16 protein-coding genes are annotated in these 20,986 nt (G+C 45.0%); 11 read left to right on the top strand and 5 right to left on the bottom strand.

Annotation, left to right across the window (positions count from 1 at the left end):
• Positions 1 to 94: 94 nt before the first annotated feature.
• The 3 genes from ZX61_RS15095 to zipA all read right to left on the bottom strand — a co-directional run bounded on the left by ZX61_RS15095 (position 95) and on the right by zipA (position 4,801).
• Positions 95 to 1,255, bottom strand: coding sequence for a porin (locus ZX61_RS15095; RefSeq protein ID WP_049845445.1), 1,161 nt, complete (start codon positions 1,253 to 1,255; stop codon positions 95 to 97).
• Positions 1,256 to 1,751: 496 nt separating this feature from the next.
• Positions 1,752 to 3,761 carry an NAD-dependent DNA ligase LigA gene (gene ligA / locus ZX61_RS15090; protein WP_049845444.1) on the bottom strand — a complete coding sequence of 670 codons (2,010 nt, stop codon included), beginning with the start codon at positions 3,759 to 3,761 and terminating at the stop codon, positions 1,752 to 1,754.
• A 149-nt stretch (positions 3,762 to 3,910) separates the two neighbouring features.
• Entirely contained in the window at positions 3,911 to 4,801 is an 891-nt protein-coding gene (gene zipA, locus ZX61_RS15085; protein ID WP_049845443.1) for a cell division protein ZipA, read from the bottom strand.
• Positions 4,802 to 4,994: 193 nt separating this feature from the next.
• On the opposite strand from zipA, the gene cysZ reads away from it, so the two are divergent.
• The 5 genes from cysZ (at position 4,995) to crr (ending at position 10,204) form a co-directional block, all read left to right on the top strand.
• The gene (gene cysZ / locus ZX61_RS15080) at positions 4,995 to 5,732 is read left to right on the top strand and encodes a sulfate transporter CysZ (RefSeq protein WP_049845442.1); all 738 of its coding nucleotides are present in this window, start codon (positions 4,995 to 4,997) and stop codon (positions 5,730 to 5,732) included.
• Positions 5,733 to 6,200: 468 nt separating this feature from the next.
• Positions 6,201 to 7,169, top strand: a complete 969-nt coding sequence (cysK, locus tag ZX61_RS15075) for a cysteine synthase A (protein ID WP_049845441.1) — start codon at positions 6,201 to 6,203, stop codon at positions 7,167 to 7,169.
• Positions 7,170 to 7,469: 300 nt separating this feature from the next.
• Positions 7,470 to 7,727, top strand: coding sequence for an HPr family phosphocarrier protein (locus ZX61_RS15070; protein ID WP_004415108.1), 258 nt, complete (start codon positions 7,470 to 7,472; stop codon positions 7,725 to 7,727).
• 138 nt (positions 7,728 to 7,865) lie between these two features.
• Positions 7,866 to 9,590 (top strand): phosphoenolpyruvate-protein phosphotransferase PtsI, encoded by a 1,725-nt coding sequence (gene ptsI, locus ZX61_RS15065; protein ID WP_049845440.1) that lies wholly within the window; start codon positions 7,866 to 7,868, stop codon positions 9,588 to 9,590.
• A 104-nt stretch (positions 9,591 to 9,694) separates the two neighbouring features.
• Positions 9,695 to 10,204, top strand: coding sequence for a PTS glucose transporter subunit IIA (gene crr, locus ZX61_RS15060; protein WP_049845439.1), 510 nt, complete (start codon positions 9,695 to 9,697; stop codon positions 10,202 to 10,204).
• 63 nt (positions 10,205 to 10,267) lie between these two features.
• Here crr and ZX61_RS15055 read toward each other — a convergent pair whose 3' ends face one another.
• Positions 10,268 to 11,446, bottom strand: coding sequence for a 2-octaprenyl-3-methyl-6-methoxy-1,4-benzoquinol hydroxylase (locus tag ZX61_RS15055; protein WP_049845438.1), 1,179 nt, complete (start codon positions 11,444 to 11,446; stop codon positions 10,268 to 10,270).
• 287 nt (positions 11,447 to 11,733) lie between these two features.
• On the opposite strand from ZX61_RS15055, the gene miaB reads away from it, so the two are divergent.
• The 5 genes from miaB (at position 11,734) to lnt (ending at position 17,371) form a co-directional block, all read left to right on the top strand.
• Positions 11,734 to 13,158: a tRNA (N6-isopentenyl adenosine(37)-C2)-methylthiotransferase MiaB gene (miaB, locus tag ZX61_RS15050; protein WP_049845437.1), complete on the top strand. Its 1,425-nt coding sequence runs from the start codon at positions 11,734 to 11,736 to the stop codon at positions 13,156 to 13,158.
• 119 nt (positions 13,159 to 13,277) lie between these two features.
• Complete coding sequence (locus tag ZX61_RS15045; protein WP_049845436.1) at positions 13,278 to 14,387, top strand: PhoH family protein; 1,110 nt, start codon at positions 13,278 to 13,280, stop codon at positions 14,385 to 14,387.
• Entirely contained in the window at positions 14,384 to 14,848 is a 465-nt protein-coding gene (gene ybeY / locus ZX61_RS15040) for an rRNA maturation RNase YbeY (RefSeq protein ID WP_049845435.1), read from the top strand. The genes ZX61_RS15045 and ybeY overlap by 4 nt, the downstream gene beginning before the upstream one ends.
• Before the next feature lie 76 nt (positions 14,849 to 14,924).
• Complete coding sequence (corC, locus tag ZX61_RS15035; RefSeq protein WP_049845434.1) at positions 14,925 to 15,824, top strand: CNNM family magnesium/cobalt transport protein CorC; 900 nt, start codon at positions 14,925 to 14,927, stop codon at positions 15,822 to 15,824.
• Between the two features lie 38 nt (positions 15,825 to 15,862).
• Positions 15,863 to 17,371, top strand: coding sequence for an apolipoprotein N-acyltransferase (gene lnt, locus ZX61_RS15030; protein ID WP_049845433.1), 1,509 nt, complete (start codon positions 15,863 to 15,865; stop codon positions 17,369 to 17,371).
• Between the two features lie 275 nt (positions 17,372 to 17,646).
• Here the strand turns inward: lnt and ZX61_RS15025 are convergent, their stop codons facing one another.
• The gene (locus tag ZX61_RS15025; RefSeq protein ID WP_049845432.1) at positions 17,647 to 18,117 is read right to left on the bottom strand and encodes a zinc ribbon-containing protein; all 471 of its coding nucleotides are present in this window, start codon (positions 18,115 to 18,117) and stop codon (positions 17,647 to 17,649) included.
• A 189-nt stretch (positions 18,118 to 18,306) separates the two neighbouring features.
• Here ZX61_RS15025 and leuS point away from each other — a divergent pair, with 189 nt between their 5' ends.
• Positions 18,307 to 20,895: a leucine--tRNA ligase gene (leuS, locus tag ZX61_RS15020; protein WP_049845431.1), complete on the top strand. Its 2,589-nt coding sequence runs from the start codon at positions 18,307 to 18,309 to the stop codon at positions 20,893 to 20,895.
• Positions 20,896 to 20,986 lie beyond the last annotated feature (91 nt).

The raw sequence follows: 20,986 nt of genomic DNA, 5'->3' as shown, positions 1-20,986 counted from the left end.
AACGAATTTCGACAGAGAGTTACTCCACACATTAAAGACTAAAACGCTGGCCTGTAAAGGCCAGCGTAAAGACAGTAAGCAGTTAGGCTCTCAATTAGAAGCCGTACTCTAGACCCACACGAACAACAAAGATTTCCGAGTTAACGCCTTTGTCATCCTTAAGATCACGTTGTGCTACACGTACGTAAGGTACAAAGCCGTTGTGAACGTACATTAGCTGACCAGAAACAATGCTATCTTCATCATTTTGTTTAATACCAGCTTTTTCAGACTCTAAGTTAGCAGCATAGCCTAGCTTGAAGCCCCAAGGACCGTTCCAGTATTGGCCGATGACAGAGTAAGAAGCCTGCTCAGATTTCACACCCGTTGTATCTTTAGATTCACCCGCTTTGTACGCTGCTGCTAAACCAAAACCGGCAGGAAGTGAAGCTTCGAAGCCTACAATGTAACCAAAGGTATCAGCATTCACTTGATCTGCTTTTGCAGCTGACTGATATACAGTACCAGGGGTTACGTCAGCTTCAGTGCCGACATCTTTACAAGTTTTTCCTGGCGCTGCAGTACAAACTTCATACGATGTAGCAACACTGTCTGAAATCTTACGATCTTGCTCTGATTCAAGAGCAGCATGGATTGTAAAGCTATCACCTAACTTATAGTGAGCATTGGCGCCGTAGAAGTAGTTATCCTTAACATCTTTGTCACCACGACCTGTTGCTAGCGCGAAGCTAAAGCCATTGTAATCTTTAGAATCAAAGCGAGCCATGTCGCCATGACGGTCACGGTTGTATTTTACTGTTGAACCCCAGTCAAAGGCAGCACCTAGGCCTGGGTTCGAGTATGGCCAGTCTATGATTTCGTACATTGGTGTAAGCATGCGACCGAAACGCACTTTACCCCAATCGCCTTTAAGACCCAGGAAAGTGTCACGGTTACCAAGTGTCGCACCGTCACCGTTTTCGCCAACGTAGCCCGACTCGATCTGCACGAATACATTTAAGTCATCGAACATATCTTTGCTTGCGCGGAAACCGATACGAGATTCATTCTCGTAGTCGTAACCAGTACTCTTGTCAGTTACAACACCAGTGCTCATTACTGTTTCATCAGTGTCGTAGTTAACAACAGAGATCGCAGCAACACCATATGCTTCTACTTGGAAGTCACTGTTAACACCAACTTGCTTAGCCATTACACCAGTTGACGCCACTGCCACTGCTGCACCTAAAAGTGTACGTTTAAACATTTTGTCCATGGAAAAACTCCTAAAAATGGATATAGCTGTCTTATTCTTTTTCTCACCTAAAGTTGGCCGCCGTAGGGAGAAATCATGTCCTATGTGAAAACCTTGGATTAATCATTAATTCTCAGTTTTCGATTTCCTGCATACACACCGTGTATCCATGCTTTTCAGACTAACTTCGCAACGAAAAACATCAACCAGAACTTAATTTTCATGTAAAAAAATATGACCAGCTACAAATTTTTATAATTCCAGTGATCCAGATCGACAATCACTCACCCCACAAGTTCATAAAATATTTAATTTAATAAAAACAAACACTTAAATATCAAAAACTTCTAAACCACATTGAAGTGCGTCGCATATTTTTATTTAAGATACACATAATTACATCTAACAAGATCCTCATCACAGAAGATTTGAGTATATTATGAGGTTCAAAAAGGTACTTTATTTATGACAAAAAAAAGCCACCAAAAATGGTGGCTTTAAGATAAGGTTTAATAGGTTACATTAGCGAAATAAGGTCTTCTTCGGTACGAATTTCAATACCCAACTCTTGCGCTTTAGCGAGCTTAGACCCTGCATTTTCACCAGCAAATAGAATGTCTGTTTTCTTAGAAACGCTGCCAGTAACTTTTGCACCCAATGCCTGGAGAGCTGCCTTTGCATCGGAGCGAGTAAGCTGAGACAGTGATCCAGTTAAGACCACCGTTTTACCTTCAAGCGGCTGGGGAACGTCCTCATCTTTTTCTTCTATATCTGGCCAACTCACCCCTTGTTCAATCAGTTCATCAATCACGTTTTTGTTTTTATCTTGCGCAAAAAATGACGTGATATGACTCGCAACTATATCGCCAATATCTTGAACTTCGATAAGTTGTTCATGGCTTGCAGCCTTAACTAATTCTAGAGTCTTAAAATACTGAGCGAGGTTTGCTGCTGTCGCTTCGCCGACTTCACGAATACCTAAAGAATATAAGAACCTAGCTAACGTTGTTTGCTTAGCCTTGTTCAGAGCGTCAACCACATTTTGCGCAGATTTTGGTCCCATTCGGTCAAGCACAGTGATAACACCAGCAGATAATTTAAACAGGTCGGCTGGTGTTTCGACCATTTCGCGATCAACAAGCTGCTCAATCACCTTCTCACCTAGCCCATCAACATCTAGCGCCTTACGTGATACAAAGTGCTTCAACGCTTCTTTACGTTGCGCCTGACAAACTAGACCACCACTACAACGAGCAACAGCTTCACCTTCTACTCGTTCCACTTGCGATTTACAAACAGGGCAGCTTTGTGGAAAAACAATGCCACGGGCGGTCTCTGGACGACGATCGGCAACCACTGAAACAACCTGCGGGATGACGTCACCCGCTCTTCGTATCACAACCGTATCGCCAACCATGACTCCCAAACGCTCTATCTCGTCAGCATTGTGAAGCGTGGCATTGCTAACAGTCACTCCACCAACAAATACAGGCTCTAACTTAGCAACAGGCGTGATCGCCCCTGTACGCCCAACTTGGAACTCAACATCATTTAGCGTGGTTATTTCTTCTTGAGCAGGGAATTTGTACGCGATCGCCCAACGTGGCGCTCTAGCTACAAAGCCAAGCTGTTCTTGAAGGGTGATCTCGTCAACTTTAATCACTACCCCGTCGATTTCATATGCTAGGGACTCACGACGCTCGAGGATGTCTTGATAATAAGCTTTAACTTCATCTAGGTTTTTTACGCGCTTCGTCTCAGGGCACATTGGCAGTCCCCAACCTTTAAGCTGTATAAATCGTTCATAGTGGCTCGAAGAGAGCTCAATGCCTTCTACTACACCTACGCTGTAGGCATAAAAGCTTAAAGGGCGCGTTGCCGTGATACGTGAGTCTAACTGGCGCAAACTTCCTGCCGCTGCGTTACGCGGGTTGACAAAAACTTTCTCGCCTTTTTTAAGTGCTTGCTCGTTAAGTTTGTCAAAACCCGCTTTTGGCATGAAGACCTCACCACGCACTTCAATTCGTGCTGGCCAGCCTTCACCTTGAAGCTTTAATGGAATGGCTTTTATGGTGCGTACGTTTTCGGTAATGTTTTCCCCTGTCGCACCGTCTCCACGAGTTGCGGCCTGAACTAAAACACCGTTTTCATACAGCAGGCTAACCGCAAGCCCATCTAACTTTGGTTCACAACAGAAAACATCAAACTTCGCACTGGGAATACGATCACCCATACGCTTATGGAAGCTTTCTAGCTCAGTATCATCAAAAGCATTGTCTAATGAAAGCATTGGTATCTCGTGCGTGACTGACTCAAAGCCATCAAGTGGCACCCCGCCTACACGCTGACTTGGCGAGTCAATGGTAACGAGTTCTGGGTGTTGAGACTCAAGTTCCATCAGCTCACGCATCAGCCTGTCATATTCGGCATCCGGTATTTCTGGACTGTCCTCTACGTAATACTTCACTCCATGGTAATGAAGCGTTTGACGCAATTGATTAAGCTTTTCTTGAATCTCTGTAGACATAGCTAACTCTATTTTTATAACTTCTAACGGTGTCAAGAACGGTTGCGCTCTTAACTTTAATGCTTGGCAGTATACCCTAAGCATTGTACGCAACTAAAAAATGAACGAAAAAAGGCTCCGAAATGGAGCCTTAATAATTAATGGTATTTTTAGGCTTGTTGAGCTGCTTTGAACTCTTGAATTTGAGCACGGTAGCTATCTAGACGATTTGGCGTCATTAAGTTGCGCGCATCATCCAATACATTCGCGCCTAAATCATCGGCGATCTGTTGAGCGGTTTTCAGCATCAGTTTAAAATTTTGTTCCGCGTCACCAAAGCAAGGCATGGTCATAAAGAATGAAATGCCTTTGGTGGTAAATTCAGCAGGATCATCATGTTTTAATGTACCTGGCTGCATCATATTTGCGACACTAAACAGTACCTTACCTGTACCTGATAGATCAGCATGACGATGGAAAATGTCCATTTCACCGTAAATCAGTCCATTTTGTTGCATGCTGTCAAACAGCTTAGTTCCAACAAATGGTTGTTCGCCTGAGCAATGTACATTTAACACGATCACTTCTAGTGGCGCTTCTTCTTCCACTGGAGCAATTTCCGGCTCTTGTGCTTGCTCGGCTTGAACGACAGAATCTATGACAGGCTCTAAAGGAGCTTCACCCACTTCTTCTACCTCATCTAAAGATTTGGTCGAAAATGAAGGTACATCCAACTCTACTTCGGCTTTTTCAACAAGAGGCGGAGTCGTTTCTGGTTGTGGTTCTTGGTAACTGTCGATCAGCGGATCTGCAATGACTTCATCTCGAGCAACAAAACCAGGCTCTTTTCGCTCTTTCTTGATGATCTCAAAATCATCCTCTGGAGCAAAGGCGCGCTCAGGTACTAAGTCCGAGTCTTCATTATCGACATCCAACTTACCAATTGGCTTGCTGCCAAATTTGGCTTTCCCTTCTTTTTTACTCGTCCATAAACCGTGGAATAGCAAAGCGGCAATCGCTAGCGCCCCGACAATTATGAGTACAAATCGCAGTTCCTGCATTTTTAGCTCTCATTTGCTCGACATAAACTCATTATATCGAATCTGTTTAAACCTAACTTTGAGTTACTCTACCAAAACTCGCCCCTGTTTTAGAACAACTTAATGTGAGAAGTTCCTGAAATGTTGTGATTTTGAACACGCTTTTTCTTTGTTAAGATAGAAAACGTTCGTTTTTACACCACTAAAGCAAAATATGAATACACAAATTAAACAGCGTTCTGGCTTTGGCTACTTCTTCCACGGGTTGGAGCTTGCGCGCACACCTGGCATTCGCCAATTTGTTATCTTGCCGCTACTTACCAATATCATCTTAGTAGGAGGGGCACTGTACTATTTATTCTCTAATCTCGATGCTTGGATAGGGCAATTGATGGGGCAATTACCTGAATTTCTATCTTGGCTCAGCTATCTACTATGGCCGCTGTTAGTACTGACTATTTTAGCTACGTTTTCCTACTTTTTTAGCACCCTAGCAAACTTTATTGCTGCACCTTTCAATGGGCTACTGGCGGAAAAGGTCGAAGAGCATTTGACCCAACAGAAGGTCAATGAAGATGGCATGATGGCTGTTATCAAAGATACCCCAAGAATCATGGCACGCGAGTGGCGCAAACTGATCTATGTGCTGCCTAAAGCCATTGGCCTGTTTTTATTGCTGCTGATCCCTGCATTGGGTCAAACTGTCGGACCATTTTTGTGGTTCATCTTCACTGCGTGGATTTTGGCGATTCAGTACTGCGACTATCCATTTGATAATCACAAAGTACCTTTCAACGACATGCGTAACAATTTGAAACAAAAACAAGGCAAGGCTTATAGCTTTGGTGCTTTGGTTTCTGTTTTCACTACGATTCCAATCTTGAACTTGTTTGTTATGCCAATTGCCGTCTGCGGTGCCACCTCAATGTGGGTTGCGGAGTTTAAGGAATAAGCGAGAAGCGAGAAGCGAGAAGCGAGAAGCGAGAAGCGAGAAGCGAGAAGCGAGAAGCGAGAAGCGAGAAATTTTTGGAGGGTTGGTACTTAGTATCAACCCTTTTATTTCGATAGGTTAATTCTGTCATCCTCAAGAACGAAGGATGAGTGAGTTGGGGGATCTCTTATAGCGATTCACGAGCGGATGGAGATTCCATACTCGCTCCTTCGTCTCTCTATGGAATGACAGCATATCGCTCTTCTCTCGCAGGCGTAGCCCGAAGCCGACTCTAGAGCGAAGCTTTCTCGCATCTCGAAGGACGAAGTCCGTTCCCAGTAACCACCCTTTCATATCATATAACTATTTAATCCTTTTCTCGTTTTTTAACCTATCCTAATCTCTACCCTACAAACCAATTCACTAGAACTGCGTCTATTTGAAGCACAGCTTTTAATTAGACTTGAAACAGAGATGAAGGATCACACCATGAGCAAAATCTACGAAGACAACTCTCAAACTATTGGTAACACACCTCTTGTACGTCTAAACAAAGTAAGTAACGGAAAAGTACTCGCTAAGGTAGAAGCACGTAACCCTAGCTTCAGCGTTAAATGTCGTATCGGTGCCAATATGATTTGGGAAGCGGAGAAAGCTGGCACTCTTAAGCCGGGCGTAGAGCTTGTAGAACCGACAAGTGGTAACACAGGTGTGGCACTTGCTTTTGTTGCAGCGGCACGTGGTTATAAACTAACGCTTACAATGCCTGAGTCAATGAGCCTTGAGCGCCGTAAACTTCTTAAAGCACTAGGAGCAAACCTAGAGCTAACAGAAGCGGCGAAAGGTATGAATGGGGCAATTGCAAAAGCCGAAGAAATTGCCGCAGCCAACCCAGGCAAATACCTACTGCTACAACAGTTCAATAACCCTGCTAACCCACAGATTCACGAAAAAACTACAGGTCCTGAGATTTGGGATGCAACAGACGGTGAAGTTGATGTATTCGTAGCTGGTGTGGGAACGGGCGGCACTATCACAGGTACAAGCCGTTACATCAAAGGTGAAAAAGGCAAAAACATCGTATCAGTTGCGGTAGAACCCGCTGAATCGCCAGTCATTGCACAAGCGCTAGCAGGTGATGAAATTAAACCTGCACCACACAAAATCCAAGGTATCGGTGCTGGATTTATCCCAGGTAACCTTGATTTAGAGCTTGTCGACCGCGTAGAAGCGGTAACTTCTGAAGAAGCGATTGCAATGGCTCGTCGCCTAATGGAAGAAGAAGGCATCCTAGCCGGAATTTCATCTGGCGCAGCGGTTGTAGCTGCCAATCGACTAGCGGAACTACCTGAATTTGCAGGAAAAACAATTGTTACGGTTCTTCCTAGCTCAGGTGAACGCTACCTAAGTACAGCCCTATTTGCGGGCATCTTTACCGAGAAAGAGAACCAACAGTAATATGTGGTCAAATCAAATTTTCGTCTAAAAAAGCCCCGTTCAGGGGCTTTTTTGTTGATCCCTGCCTCACCTTTGGTAATATCGGGGCTGTTTTATTTCTAGCATCAAAATAAAAGGCTAGATGAGAATTTCTATCAATGGCGAACAACAGCAAAGACTGACGGCGCGATTGTTAAATTTACAACCAGTATCAGTTCTGACACGAAATGAACGTTCTGCGCCTAGCAGAAGAGTATAATTACGGTTAAGCTAAATCTGGTTAAGAAACTATCAAAATATAAATCAATTGGGGTATATAACATGTACGAGAAGCAAGTTGAAATCACTGCAGAAAATGGCCTTCACACTCGTCCAGCTGCACAGTTCGTTAAAGAAGCTAAAGCATTCGACGCGGACATCACTGTGACTTCTAACGGTAAAAGCGCTAGCGCAAAGAGCCTTTTCAAGCTACAAACTCTTGGCCTAGTTAAAGGTACAGTAGTTTCTATCTCAGCTGAGGGCCCACAAGCTCAACAAGCTGTTGACCACCTAGTTGCTCTAATGGATCAACTACACTAATCCGGTCTCCTATTTTCAAAGCCATTTTGTGAAAACAAAATGGCTTTGTTGGAAATAGGCCCAAATATAAGCTACAACTATTCGTTAGCGCACTCATTATTCTCCCGTTTTAAAAGTTGACCAATTTAAGGTAAGGCTATGATTTCAGGCATCCTAGCATCTCCTGGTATTGCTATCGGTAAAGCACTACTACTTCAAGAAGATGAAATTGTCCTAAACACACACACTATTTCTGATGATCAAGTAGAAGCAGAAGTTGCACGTTTCTTCGACGCACGTAACAAATCATCTGCTCAACTAGAAACTGTCAAACAGAAAGCACTTGAAACCTTCGGTGAAGAAAAAGAAGCGATCTTTGAAGGTCACATCATGCTTCTTGAAGACGAAGAGCTAGAGGAAGAAATCCTAGCGCTAATCAAAAACGATAAGATGCACGCTGATAACGCTATTCACACTGTTATCGAAGAACAAGCATCTGCTCTAGAGTCTCTAGACGACGAATACCTAAAAGAACGTGCAACAGATATCCGTGATATCGGTACACGTTTTGTTAAAAATGCACTAGGTATCAACATCGTTTCGCTTAGCGACATTGATGAAGAAGTTATCCTAGTTGCGTACGACCTGACACCATCTGAAACAGCACAGATCAACCTAGACTACGTTCTTGGTTTTGCTTGTGACATCGGTGGTCGTACATCTCACACCTCTATCATGGCTCGCTCACTTGAGCTTCCAGCTATCGTGGGTACTAACGACATCACTAAACAAGTTAAGAATGGCGATATGCTAATTCTTGACGCGATGAACAACAAAGTCGTTGTTAACCCATCTGAAGGTGAGCTAGCAGAAGCTAAGGCTGTTAAAGCAGCATTTATCGCTGAAAAAGAAGAGCTAGCTAAGCTTAAAGATCTACACGCAGAAACCACTGACGGCCACCGCGTCGAAGTTTGCGGTAACATCGGTACAGTGAAAGACTGTGACGGTATCATCCGCAACGGTGGTGAAGGTGTGGGTCTGTACCGTACTGAATTCCTATTTATGGACCGCGATGCTCTACCAACTGAAGAAGAGCAATACCAAGCGTACAAAGAAGTTGCAGAAGCAATGAACGGCGAGTCTGTTATCATCCGTACTATGGACATCGGTGGTGATAAAGATCTTCCATACATGGATCTACCACAAGAGATGAACCCGTTCCTAGGCTGGCGCGCAGTACGTATCAGTTTAGACCGTCGCGAAATTCTTCGTGACCAGCTACGTGGTATTCTACGTGCATCTGCACACGGTAAGCTACGTATCATGTTCCCTATGATTATCTCTGTAGAAGAAATTCGTGAGCTTAAGAAAGCAATCGAAGAGTACAAAGCGGAGCTTCGCGCTGAAGGCCACGCTTTCGATGAAGAAATCGAAATTGGTGTAATGGTAGAAACTCCAGCGGCAGCGGCTATCGCGCACCACCTAGCGAAGGAAGTTGCTTTCTTCTCTATTGGTACTAACGACCTAACTCAGTACACGCTAGCAGTAGACCGTGGTAACGAGATGATCTCTCATCTATACAACCCTCTATCACCAGCAGTACTGACCGTCATCAAGCAAGTTATCGACGCGTCTCACGCTGAAGGTAAATGGACGGGAATGTGTGGTGAGCTAGCAGGCGACGAGCGAGCTACTCTACTTCTACTAGGCATGGGACTAGATGAGTTCTCTATGAGCGGCATCTCAATCCCGAAAGTGAAAAAAGTCATCCGTAACTCTAACTTCGCTGAAGTAAAAGCGATGGCTGAAGAAGCGCTTTCACTACCAACGGCTGCAGAAATTGAAGCGGTTGTAGAAAAATTCATCGCAGAGAAAACTCAATAATCAGCTAATTCCAATGAGATAGGCGGCAAAAACTGTCGTCTATTTTCTGAGATTGGTATACTATAATTCGACAGAATTAAATAAAACGTTAGGAGCATGACACAATGGGTCTGTTTGACAAACTTAAGAAGCTAGTATCTGACGACAGCGCAGAAGCAGGCGCAATCGAAATTATCGCGCCTCTATCTGGTGAAATCGTAAATATCGAAGATGTGCCAGATGTTGTTTTCGCTGAGAAAATTGTTGGTGACGGTATCGCTATCAAGCCTGCTGGCAACAAGATGGTAGCTCCTGTAAACGGTACTATCGGTAAGATTTTCGAAACTAATCACGCATTCTCTATCGAGTCTGACGATGGTGTTGAACTCTTCGTTCACTTCGGTATCGACACTGTTGAACTAAAAGGCGAAGGCTTCAAGCGCATCGCTGAAGAAGGTCAATCTGTTAAAGCTGGCGACACTATCATCGAGTTCGACCTAGCTCTACTAGAAGAGAAAGCAAAGTCTACTCTTACTCCTGTTGTTATCTCTAACATGGACGAAATCAAAGAGCTAAACAAGCTTGCTGGTTCTGTTACTGTTGGTGAAACACCAGTACTACGCGTGACTAAGTAATTTCTACTTAGCATCGTGTAAAAAACGCAGCCAATGGCTGCGTTTTTTGTTTCTCAAGCTAGGCTACTTCAAACCCAAGGCATATTTAAGTACCTGAGTTTTCAAACCACCGCTATTTTCAGCAATTTTCAACGCCGCATTACGCACCAGTTTTAGTGGGCCAATATCGTTGCTAAAACCTTTATAGAAAATATCCATTCCCGTCTGCATTAATAAATTGTCTGGTCGACGTTTACGCTCATAGTGTTTCAGTACAGGCTCATCAAGTGATGTCTGACCTTGAGTAGCCGCAAGCAAAACTTCTACATCTTTAAAGCCTAGATTCACGCCTTGTCCAGCTAAGGGATTAATAGTGTGGGCCGAATCGCCAACCAGAACACACTTCTTGCTGGAATACGCTTGAGCATGACGACGCGTAAGAGGGAATGAATCAAACTGAAGCACTTTAATGTCGCCCAGTTCAGCAGGAAAATGGATTAATACTTCTTGCCTGAGCTGATCTGGGGTCATCGCACAAAGTTGCTTAATACGCTTAGGACTGTCGTACCATACTAACGAACCCTGCCCTGTGCCTTCAGATTGAGAATCTAATGAAGCTAAAGGCAGAAATGAACGAGGTCCACTTGGTGTAAACTGTTGCCAAGTAATATCTTGCTGAGGAAGCTCGGTCTGGACATTGATCAGCATGCAGTGCTGCCTGTAATCCCAAGCAGTAATACCGATGCCGGCTAACTCGCGTACTTTTGAATTTGCCCCGTCAGCCCCTACCACCAGCTCGGCCTCAAAGCTTTCTCCAGAATCTAAAACCACTCGGTTTACATCATCAAACTCGATGACTTTCAATTTGTCAGGACAGTAGAAACTAATGCTTTCAAACTGTTCCAATTGTTGCCACAAACCAAGTTGAATCAGTCGATTTTCAACGATATAACCAAGTTGTTGCATTTCTAAAGCATCAGAATGAAAGCGAGTGCGACACTCAGGGTACTCCCAAGTCTCTAAGCGGCGATATGGACAAACGCGCATCTGCTTAATCTTGTCCCAAGCGCCGAGACTGTCGAGTAATGCTACTGAATGCTCAGAGATTGCTGAGACCCGAATATCCATTGTCTGCTCTGGAGAAAAAGCTTTCGGCGCATAGCCCTCAACAATAGCGACTTTCCTACCCTGCTTAGCAAACCCAATAGCAGTAGCCGCACCGACCATACCGCCACCAATCACTGCAACATCAAACTTGGTCATAATTTACACTTCAATTGATTGATTCATTGACTGTTTTTTATTGTACGTTTTCATTACTTAAATGTAACCAAAAACCTCAAGTACTCTATGGGCAAATCCCTTGCTTAATAACGCTTTGAATAGATTGTACAGCAACACTAGTCAGTCGGTTTTTAAAGCAGTACAATACGCCGCTCTCTGCTATGTGAGCAGAAAATTCGGTCATCACACATTACATTCTATCGATGACCTTAAGTAACACTGGGCGATTTGCTCCCTTAATTTAAACTAACGATCGAGCGAACAAAATGAGTAAGAAACTGCTAATTAAAACCTGGGGCTGCCAGATGAACGAATACGATTCATCTAAAATGGCCGATCTACTGAACGCAGCTAACGGCTACGAGCTAACAGAAGATCCAAAAGAGGCAGATGTACTACTTCTTAATACCTGCTCTATCCGTGAAAAAGCACAAGAGAAGGTATTCCACCAGCTTGGTCGTTGGAAAACACTAAAAGATAAGAAAGAAGGTGTTGTTATTGGTGTAGGTGGCTGTGTTGCAACCCAAGAAGGCGACCACATTCGTGAACGCGCACCTTTTGTTGACGTTATCTTTGGCCCACAAACATTGCACCGTCTACCTGAGATGATCAAGCAGTCTCAGTCAGACGAAGCGCCAGTGATGGATATTTCTTTCCCTGAGATTGAAAAGTTTGACCGTTTACCTGAGCCGCGCGCTGAAGGTGCAACTGCATTCGTTTCAATTATGGAAGGTTGTTCTAAGTACTGTACATACTGCGTTGTTCCGTACACTCGCGGTGAAGAAGTTAGCCGCCCGATGGATGATGTGCTATTCGAAATCGCACAGCTTGCTGATCAAGGCGTGCGTGAAGTAAACCTGCTAGGTCAAAACGTAAACGCATACCGTGGTCCAACACACGAAGGTGATATCTGTTCTTTTGCAGAACTGCTTCGTCTTGTTGCTTCTATCGATGGTATCGACCGTATTCGCTTTACCACAAGCCACCCATTAGAGTTCACTGACGACATCATCGCAGTATATGAAGATACCCCAGAGCTAGTAAGCTTCCTGCACCTACCAGTACAAAGTGGTAGTGACCGTATCCTTACTATGATGAAGCGCCCACACACAGCAATTGAATACAAGTCGATCATTCGCAAGCTACGTAAAGCTCGTCCTGATATCCAAATCAGTTCTGACTTCATTGTTGGCTTCCCAGGTGAAACTGCGAAAGATCACCAAGACACTATGAAGCTAATCAAAGACGTTGATTTCGATATGAGCTTCAGCTTTATCTTCTCTCCACGTCCAGGTACGCCAGCAGCAGACTACCCATGTGATGTACCAGAGCAAGAGAAAAAAGAACGTCTATACGAACTGCAACAAACAGTCAACGCACAAGCAATGCGTTACTCGCGCCTAATGCTTGATACCGAGCAGCGCGTTCTTGTTGAAGGCCCATCGAAAAAGAACCTGATGGAGCTTCGCGCACGTACTGAAAACAACCGCGTGGTGAACTTTGAAGGCAGTGCAGACTTAATCGGTCAGTTCGTTGATGTGAAGATCACTGACGTATTTGCTAACTCTTTACGTGGTGAGCTGGTTCGCACCGAAAAAGACATGGACCTTCGCACAGTTATCTCTCCAACTCAGATGATGGCAAAAACTAAGCGCGAAGATGAGCTAGGTGTAGCAACCTTTACGCCTTAAGCTACAAATTAGCTTGAATTTACCTGACTCTGATACCATCTTAGAGAAAGGTATATAAGGTCACTAAAAGCCCGGTCTAAATCGGGCTTTTTTAGAGTGGCAAACAATGAGAGGCAACTTTGAGCAATAAAATTGTAACTCTAGAAATCAATCTAGAACCTTCTGACAATCGCCGTCTAGCCAGCCTTTGCGGTCCTTTCGACGATAATATCAAGCACTTAGAGCGTCGCTTAGGCGTTGAAATCAGCTACCGTGGTAACTTCTTTACCATCGTAGGTAAGCCACATACCAGTGCTGCAGCGCTTGAAATCATTAAAACACTTTACGTCAATACCGCACCTGTTCGCGGCAACATTCCTGATGTTGAACCAGACGAGATCCACCTTGCGATCAAAGAGACAGGTGTACTAGAGCAAGATCTAGAAGCGAGCTTCGAGCACGGCAAAGAAGTATTCATTAAGACGAAGAAAGGCGTCATCAAACCGCGTACGCCAAACCAAGGTCAATACTTAATGAACATGGTTACCCATGACATTTCTTTCGGTATTGGTCCAGCAGGTACCGGTAAAACTTACCTAGCGGTTGCTGCGGCTGTAGATGCTTTAGAACGTCAAGAAATTCGCCGTATTTTACTCACTCGTCCAGCAGTTGAAGCAGGTGAGAAGCTAGGCTTCCTACCAGGTGACTTAAGCCAAAAAGTCGACCCATACCTTCGTCCTCTCTATGATGCCCTGTTCGAAATGCTCGGCTTCGAGAAGGTTGAAAAACTGATCGAACGTAACGTGATTGAAGTTGCACCTTTAGCTTATATGCGTGGTCGTACACTAAACGACGCATTCATCATCTTAGATGAAAGCCAAAACACCACTGTAGAACAGATGAAGATGTTCTTAACACGTATCGGCTTTAACTCTCGTGCGGTGATTACTGGTGACATTACTCAGATTGATTTACCTCGCGGTGCTAAATCGGGTTTGCGTCATGCCATTGAGGTATTGAGCGAGGTTGATGATATCAGCTTTAACTTCTTCCAATCGGACGACGTTGTTCGCCACCCTGTGGTCGCGCGTATCGTTAATGCTTATGAGCAGTGGGAAGCGAAAGATCAGAAAGAACGTAAAGAGCTTGACAAGAAACGTCGCGAGGAACGCGAAGCACAACTGATTGAAACCGCTAAAGCTGAGCTTTCAAAAAAAGTACAGGCAGATACGGCAGAAGGTAAGTCATGAGTATCGAACTAGATCTACAATTAGCGGTCGAAGATGAAAATGGCTTACCAAGTTTTGATGATATTCATCTCTGGTTAAGCTCCGCTGTGACAAGCTTTCAACCGCAGGCCGAAGTAACGGTTCGTTTAGTGGATGAACAAGAAAGCCACCAGCTTAACCATGACTATCGTGGCAAAGACAAGCCAACCAATGTGCTTTCTTTTCCGTTTGAAGCGCCTCCGGGCATTGAGATGGATTTATTGGGTGATCTCATCATCTGCCGCCAAGTTGTTGAACGTGAGGCCATCGAGCAAAACAAACCTCTAATGGCTCACTGGGCGCATATGGTTGTACATGGCAGCCTGCATCTGCTAGGTTATGATCATATCGATGATGACGAAGCTGAAGAGATGGAGTCACTCGAAACAGAAATCATGCAAAGTATGGGATTCAAAGACCCATACATTGATGAGAAAGAGTAAAAGCGAAACGGTTTTCAACTCGCCTTTACCAATGTGAGCTATCACACATCTGATAGCGTTACTTAAATGAGAAACAATGAACGAAGACAATTCGCCCTCTTCTCTAGAAGGTAAGAAAGAAAAATCTGAAGGTCCGAGTAGAAAGTCCTTCTTCGGACGCCTAGGTCAAATTTTTCAAGGCGAGCCAAAAGATCGCCAAGAACTTGTGGATGTGATCCGTGACTCTGAAGAAAATGACCTGATCGATCACGACACCCGAGACATGCTGGAAGGTGTTATGGAGATCTCTGAAATGCGTGTGCGTGATATTATGTTACCGCGTTCGCAAATGGTTACCGTTGACCGAAGTGACAATTTAGACGCTTTGATCAACCTGATCACTGATGCCCAGCACTCGCGCTACCCAGTGATCAGTGAAGACAAAGACCATGTAGAAGGTATTCTGTTAGCGAAGGACTTACTTAAATACTTAGGTTCTGGCAGCGAGCCATTTGATATAGAGCAGGTGATCCGCCCTGCAGTGGTGGTTCCTGAGAGCAAGCGTGTAGACCGCTTACTCAAAGAATTCCGTGAAGAACGCTATCATATGTCTATCGTTGTCGATGAATTTGGTGGTGTATCCGGACTTGTCACCATTGAAGATATTCTCGAAGAAATCGTGGGTGAAATCGAAGATGAATTCGACGATGAAGAAGAGCTAGATATCCGCAAGCTAAGCAAACACACCTTTGCAGTAAAAGCACTCACCACTATCGAAGAGTTTAACGATACGTTTGGTACGTCCTTCAGCGACGAAGAGGTGGATACTGTAGGTGGTATGGTGATGACAGCATTTGGTCACCTACCTTCTCGTGGCGAGGTAGTAGAGATTGAAAGATACAACTTCAAAGTAACTTCAGCCGATAACCGTCGCGTTGTGCAGCTACAAGTTACCATACCTGACGAAGAGCTTATTGCAGACTCTACTCAAGAGTAACGCTAACCATCCCTAATGGGAACAGATAGAAATATACGATGATAAATTCACTTTTTCATCGCCTCAAACGGCCGCTTGCGGCCGTTTTTGTTGGCGCATTAACCACACTTGCATTTGCACCTTACCAATTATGGCCGCTGGCGATTGTTAGCCCTGCCGTATTGCTACTCCTTATCCACCAGCAATCAACAAAACGTGCACTGTGGATAGGTTACGCCTGGGGACTTGGTCAGTTCTCAACAGGCATTAGTTGGGTGCACGTAAGTATCGATAATTTTGGCGGCATGCCCAAGATAGCTAGCGTATTCCTCATGGCACTGCTTGTCGGTTACCTTGCCATTTATACGGCACTGTTTAGCTGGTCTATTAATCGATTCTTTCCACAAACAACTCGTACTCGATTTATGCTAGTCGCTCCGGCACTGTGGCTAATCTGTGATTGGTTACGGGGCTGGGTTATGACGGGTTTCCCTTGGTTGTGGCTAGGTTATAGTCAAATAGACACACCGTTGGGCAATTTTGCTCCGCTTGGTGGGGTAGAATTTATCACACTGCTAATAGTTGTCAGTTCAGGAGCTATAGCCTATGCTACCTTGCAGCGCCAATGGCTGTTGCTACTCATCCCAGCAGTTATTTTCATGACAGGCTTTGGCTTACAGTCCGCACAATGGGTCACCCCAAACTCAGATCAGGTGACTAAAGTAGCGCTGATCCAGGGGAACATTCCGCAAGAACTAAAATGGCAGCCAAGCCAACGTTGGCCAACCATCATGAAGTACACTGATCTGACCCGAGAAAACTGGGATGCAGACATCATCATTTGGCCTGAAGCCGCTGTACCTGCTCTTGAATTCGAAATCTCATCTTTCCTCAGCAATTTAGACTCCGCAGCACGGATGAATAATAGCGCCGTGATCACTGGTATCATTAATCAAGGGGAAGATAAGAAGTTCTACAATAGTATTCTCACGCTGGGTAAAAATCCTTTCGGGGATTACCGCTACGACATGAACCTCCGTTACCATAAACACCACTTATTGCCATTTGGAGAATTTGTTCCATTTGAACAAGTTCTGCGTCCCCTTGCCCCTTTCTTTAACTTGCCGATGTCTTCATTTAGCCGTGGTGATTTTGTCCAAGCGAATATTGATGCCAACGGTAAGCAAATGGCACCTGCGCTTTGCTACGAAATCATCTTCAATGAACAAGTAAGACAAAATGTAACTCAAGACACTGACTTTATACTTACGCTGTCAAACGACGCATGGTTCGGGCGTTCTATCGGCCCTTTGCAGCATATGGAAATCGCCCGCATGCGCGCACTGGAACTTGGTAAGCCCGTAATACGTGCAACCAATAATGGGGTAACAGCAGTGACAGACTATAAAGGTCATATCACAGCCCAAGTGCCGCAATTTGAAACCGCTGTCTTGCGCGCCGAAATCCCGTCCACTTCAGGTGAAACACCTTATCGCCAGTTTGGTACATGGCCAATGTATATTTGGGTTGTGTTGAGTTTAGTTATTGGTTGGAGATTGCGAGACTAGAGCGAGAAGCGAGAAGCGAGAAGCGAGAAGCGAGAAGCGAGAAGCGAGAAGCGAGAAGCGAGAAGCGAGAAGCGAGAAGCGAGAAGCGAGAAAAGCTAAAAGATTGGCACTATGTGTCGACCCTATTTTTTAAATTCATAGAATTAGCCCCTTCGAGAAAGGTTTCAGTCAGCAACTTCCGGTTCAGTTGCCACAAACCCTTCTCGAAGGACGAAGCCCGCTCTCGCAGCGCAGCGTTCTAGCATCTCGTAGGGCGCAGCCCGTCCCGACTCCCACTAAGGCTTGAGCGCCTGACGACTGAATCCTTTATGCCCGCAATGAGTACAAGGGATAATCACCGTTGGGTGGTTATACTGGGTTTTGTGCCCACACTCATCGCAGACCAGTATGCCTAAACCAATCACTTCGCCTGCTTGGTATAAGCCTTGGTGCTCCAAGTCTTGGAACAACTCGACCCACTCCACTTTTGTACGATCCGTTATATCTAACAAGCCTTGCCAAATCGAGTCGGTAACCATCAAATAGAACGGCCCACCTTTAGACTCTTCGTAGTTTTCAGCAAACTCTTTTAAATCCGACTTCACATACGCGGAAACCAATGCCATTTCATCTTTGGTGAGATCATTGGCGGCTTGCGCAACTTTTCCTGAAGTTTCAATTACATGATTAACCTCATCAGGGCTGTGCTTGAGTGTTTCCACAACATCTTCAAGCATCTCTTCATAACCTGCTTTTCTTTTTGGCATCGCTGACCTCCGCAATGAATCTCACAAACAAACTCGATATGTCGACTCAAGGTCGTCTCCTAACCATTTAATGCTGAGGAGAGTATGGATTGGCTATTGTTGTGCACCTTTCCTTTAGGTATTCTATGACGATCTATTTAAGTCTGTTCTAACCGAACTCACAAATTCCAAGATAACCGGACATCATCGATGCAAGAACAATACAACCCGCAAGATATTGAACAGAAAGTTCAACAGCACTGGGACAACAACAAGACCTTTGTTGTAAGTGAAGACCCAAATAAAGAAAAATTCTACTGTCTATCTATGTTCCCTTACCCAAGTGGCCGACTGCACATGGGTCACGTGCGTAACTACACTATCGGTGATGTAGTCTCTCGTTTCCAACGTCTGCAAGGTAAAAACGTAATGCAACCAATCGGTTGGGATGCATTCGGTCTACCTGCAGAAAACGCGGCAGTGAAAAACAACACTGCACCTGCGCCATGGACTTATGAAAACATTGAGTACATGAAGAACCAACTTAAGCTTCTAGGCTTTGGTTATGACTGGAGCCGCGAATTTGCAACCTGTACACCTGAGTACTACCGTTGGGAGCAAGAGTTCTTCACTAAGCTTTACAACAAAGGCCTAGTTTACAAGAAGACATCTTCTGTTAACTGGTGTCCAAATGACCAAACTGTTCTCGCAAACGAGCAGGTTGAAGACGGCTGCTGTTGGCGTTGTGACACACCGGTAGAGCAAAAAGAGATCCCACAGTGGTTCATTAAGATCACTGAATATGCTCAAGAGCTACTAGACGACCTAGACAACCTAGACGGTTGGCCTGAAATGGTTAAGACCATGCAGCGTAACTGGATCGGTCGCTCTGAAGGTGTAGAACTCCGATTTACTGTAAAGAACGTCGAAGTTAAGGGTCTGCAAGACCTAGAAGTTTATACAACACGTCCAGACACACTAATGGGTGTCACTTACGTGGGTATCGCAGCAGGTCACCCTCTTGCATCTGTAGCAGCAGAGAATAATCCTGAGCTTGCAGCGTTTATCGACGAATGTAAGAACAACAAAGTTGCTGAAGCGGAGCTGGCAACAATGGAGAAGAAAGGTATGGCAACTGGCCTTACCGCTATTCACCCATTGAACGGCCGAGAAGTTCCAGTATACGTCGCTAACTTCGTACTGATGGACTACGGTACAGGCGCGGTAATGGCCGTACCTGCACACGACCAACGTGACTACGAGTTTGCAACTAAGTACGGCCTAGACATCGTTCCAGTGATCAAGCCAACTGACAACAGCGAGCTAGACATCACCGAAGAAGCGTACACAGAGAAAGGTGTACTATTCGACTCTGGTGAGTTCGATGGCCTTGAATTCCAAGCAGCATTCGACGCAATCGCGGCCAAGCTAGAAGCAGAAGGCAAAGGTACTAAGACTGTAAACTTCCGTCTACGTGACTGGGGAGTATCTCGCCAACGTTACTGGGGCGCACCAATCCCTATGGTCACCACCGAAGATGGTGAAGTTCATCCAGTACCCGCTGACCAACTACCAGTGATTCTTCCAGAAGACGTGGTAATGGACGGTGTGACTAGCCCTATCAAGGCGGACAAGTCTTGGGCTGAAACAACATTCGACGGCGAACCAGCTCTTCGTGAGACAGACACGTTCGATACCTTCATGGAGTCTTCTTGGTACTACGCGCGTTACTGTTCACCACAAGCTGACGACATACTAGATCCAGAAAAAGCAAACTACTGGCTACCAGTAGACCAGTACATCGGTGGTATCGAACACGCTTGTATGCACCTACTGTACTCTCGCTTCTTCCACAAACTTCTACGCGACGCAGGCTACGTAACCTCTGACGAGCCTTTCAAGCAGCTTCTATGTCAGGGCATGGTACTGGCTGATGCGTTCTACCATGAGAACGAGAAGGGCACTAAAGAGTGGGTTGCACCTACTGACGTAGCGATAGAGCGTGACGGTAAAGGTCGCATCACCTCTGCGAAAGACAACGAAGGCCGTGACGTAACTCACTCAGGCATGATCAAGATGTCTAAGTCGAAAAACAACGGTATCGACCCACAAGAGATGGTAGACAAGTACGGTGCTGATACAGTACGTCTATTCATGATGTTTGCTTCTCCTGCAGACATGACACTTGAGTGGCAAGAGTCTGGTGTAGAAGGCGCTAACCGTTTCCTAAAACGTGTATGGAAACTGGTCAACGAGCACGCTTCAAAGGGTGCAGCAGAAGGTGTTGACACCTCAGCACTATCTAGCGACCAGAAAGCACTACGACGTGATGTTCACAAGACTATCGCCAAAGTGACTGACGATATCGCTCGCCGTCAAACGTTCAATACCGCAATCGCTGCGATCATGGAACTGATGAACAAGCTCGCAAAAGCACCTCAAGAATCAGTACAAGACCGCGCAATCCTTGATGAAGCACTGAAAGCTGTTGTTGCAATGCTTTACCCTATCACTCCACACATCTCATTCGAAATGTGGACGGCACTGGGTGAGTCTGATGTCGATAACGCACAGTGGCCGACACACGATGAAAAGGCGCTTGTTGAAGACGAGAAACTCATCATCGTTCAGGTTAACGGTAAGCTACGCGCGAAGCTGACTGTTCCGGCTGACATCTCGAAAGAGGAGATTGAACAGTTAGGCCTAAACGATGAAAACGTTACTAAGTTCACAGAAGACAAAACGATTCGTAAAGTGATTTACGTACCGGGTAAACTTCTAAACATTGTAGCGAACTAATCGTAGCTTCATACGTCATATACTCAAGTATAAAGAGTATAAGCGGGGTAAGTTATTACCCTGCTTATACTTATCTTAGGGTTTTATCAGC

Origin of the sequence: Vibrio sp. VPAP30 (assembly GCF_001188205.1) — a bacterium.
GTDB classification, from domain to species: Bacteria; Pseudomonadota; Gammaproteobacteria; order Enterobacterales; family Vibrionaceae; genus Vibrio; species Vibrio bivalvicida.
This window is presented reverse-complemented; position numbering and strand designations above follow the sequence as displayed.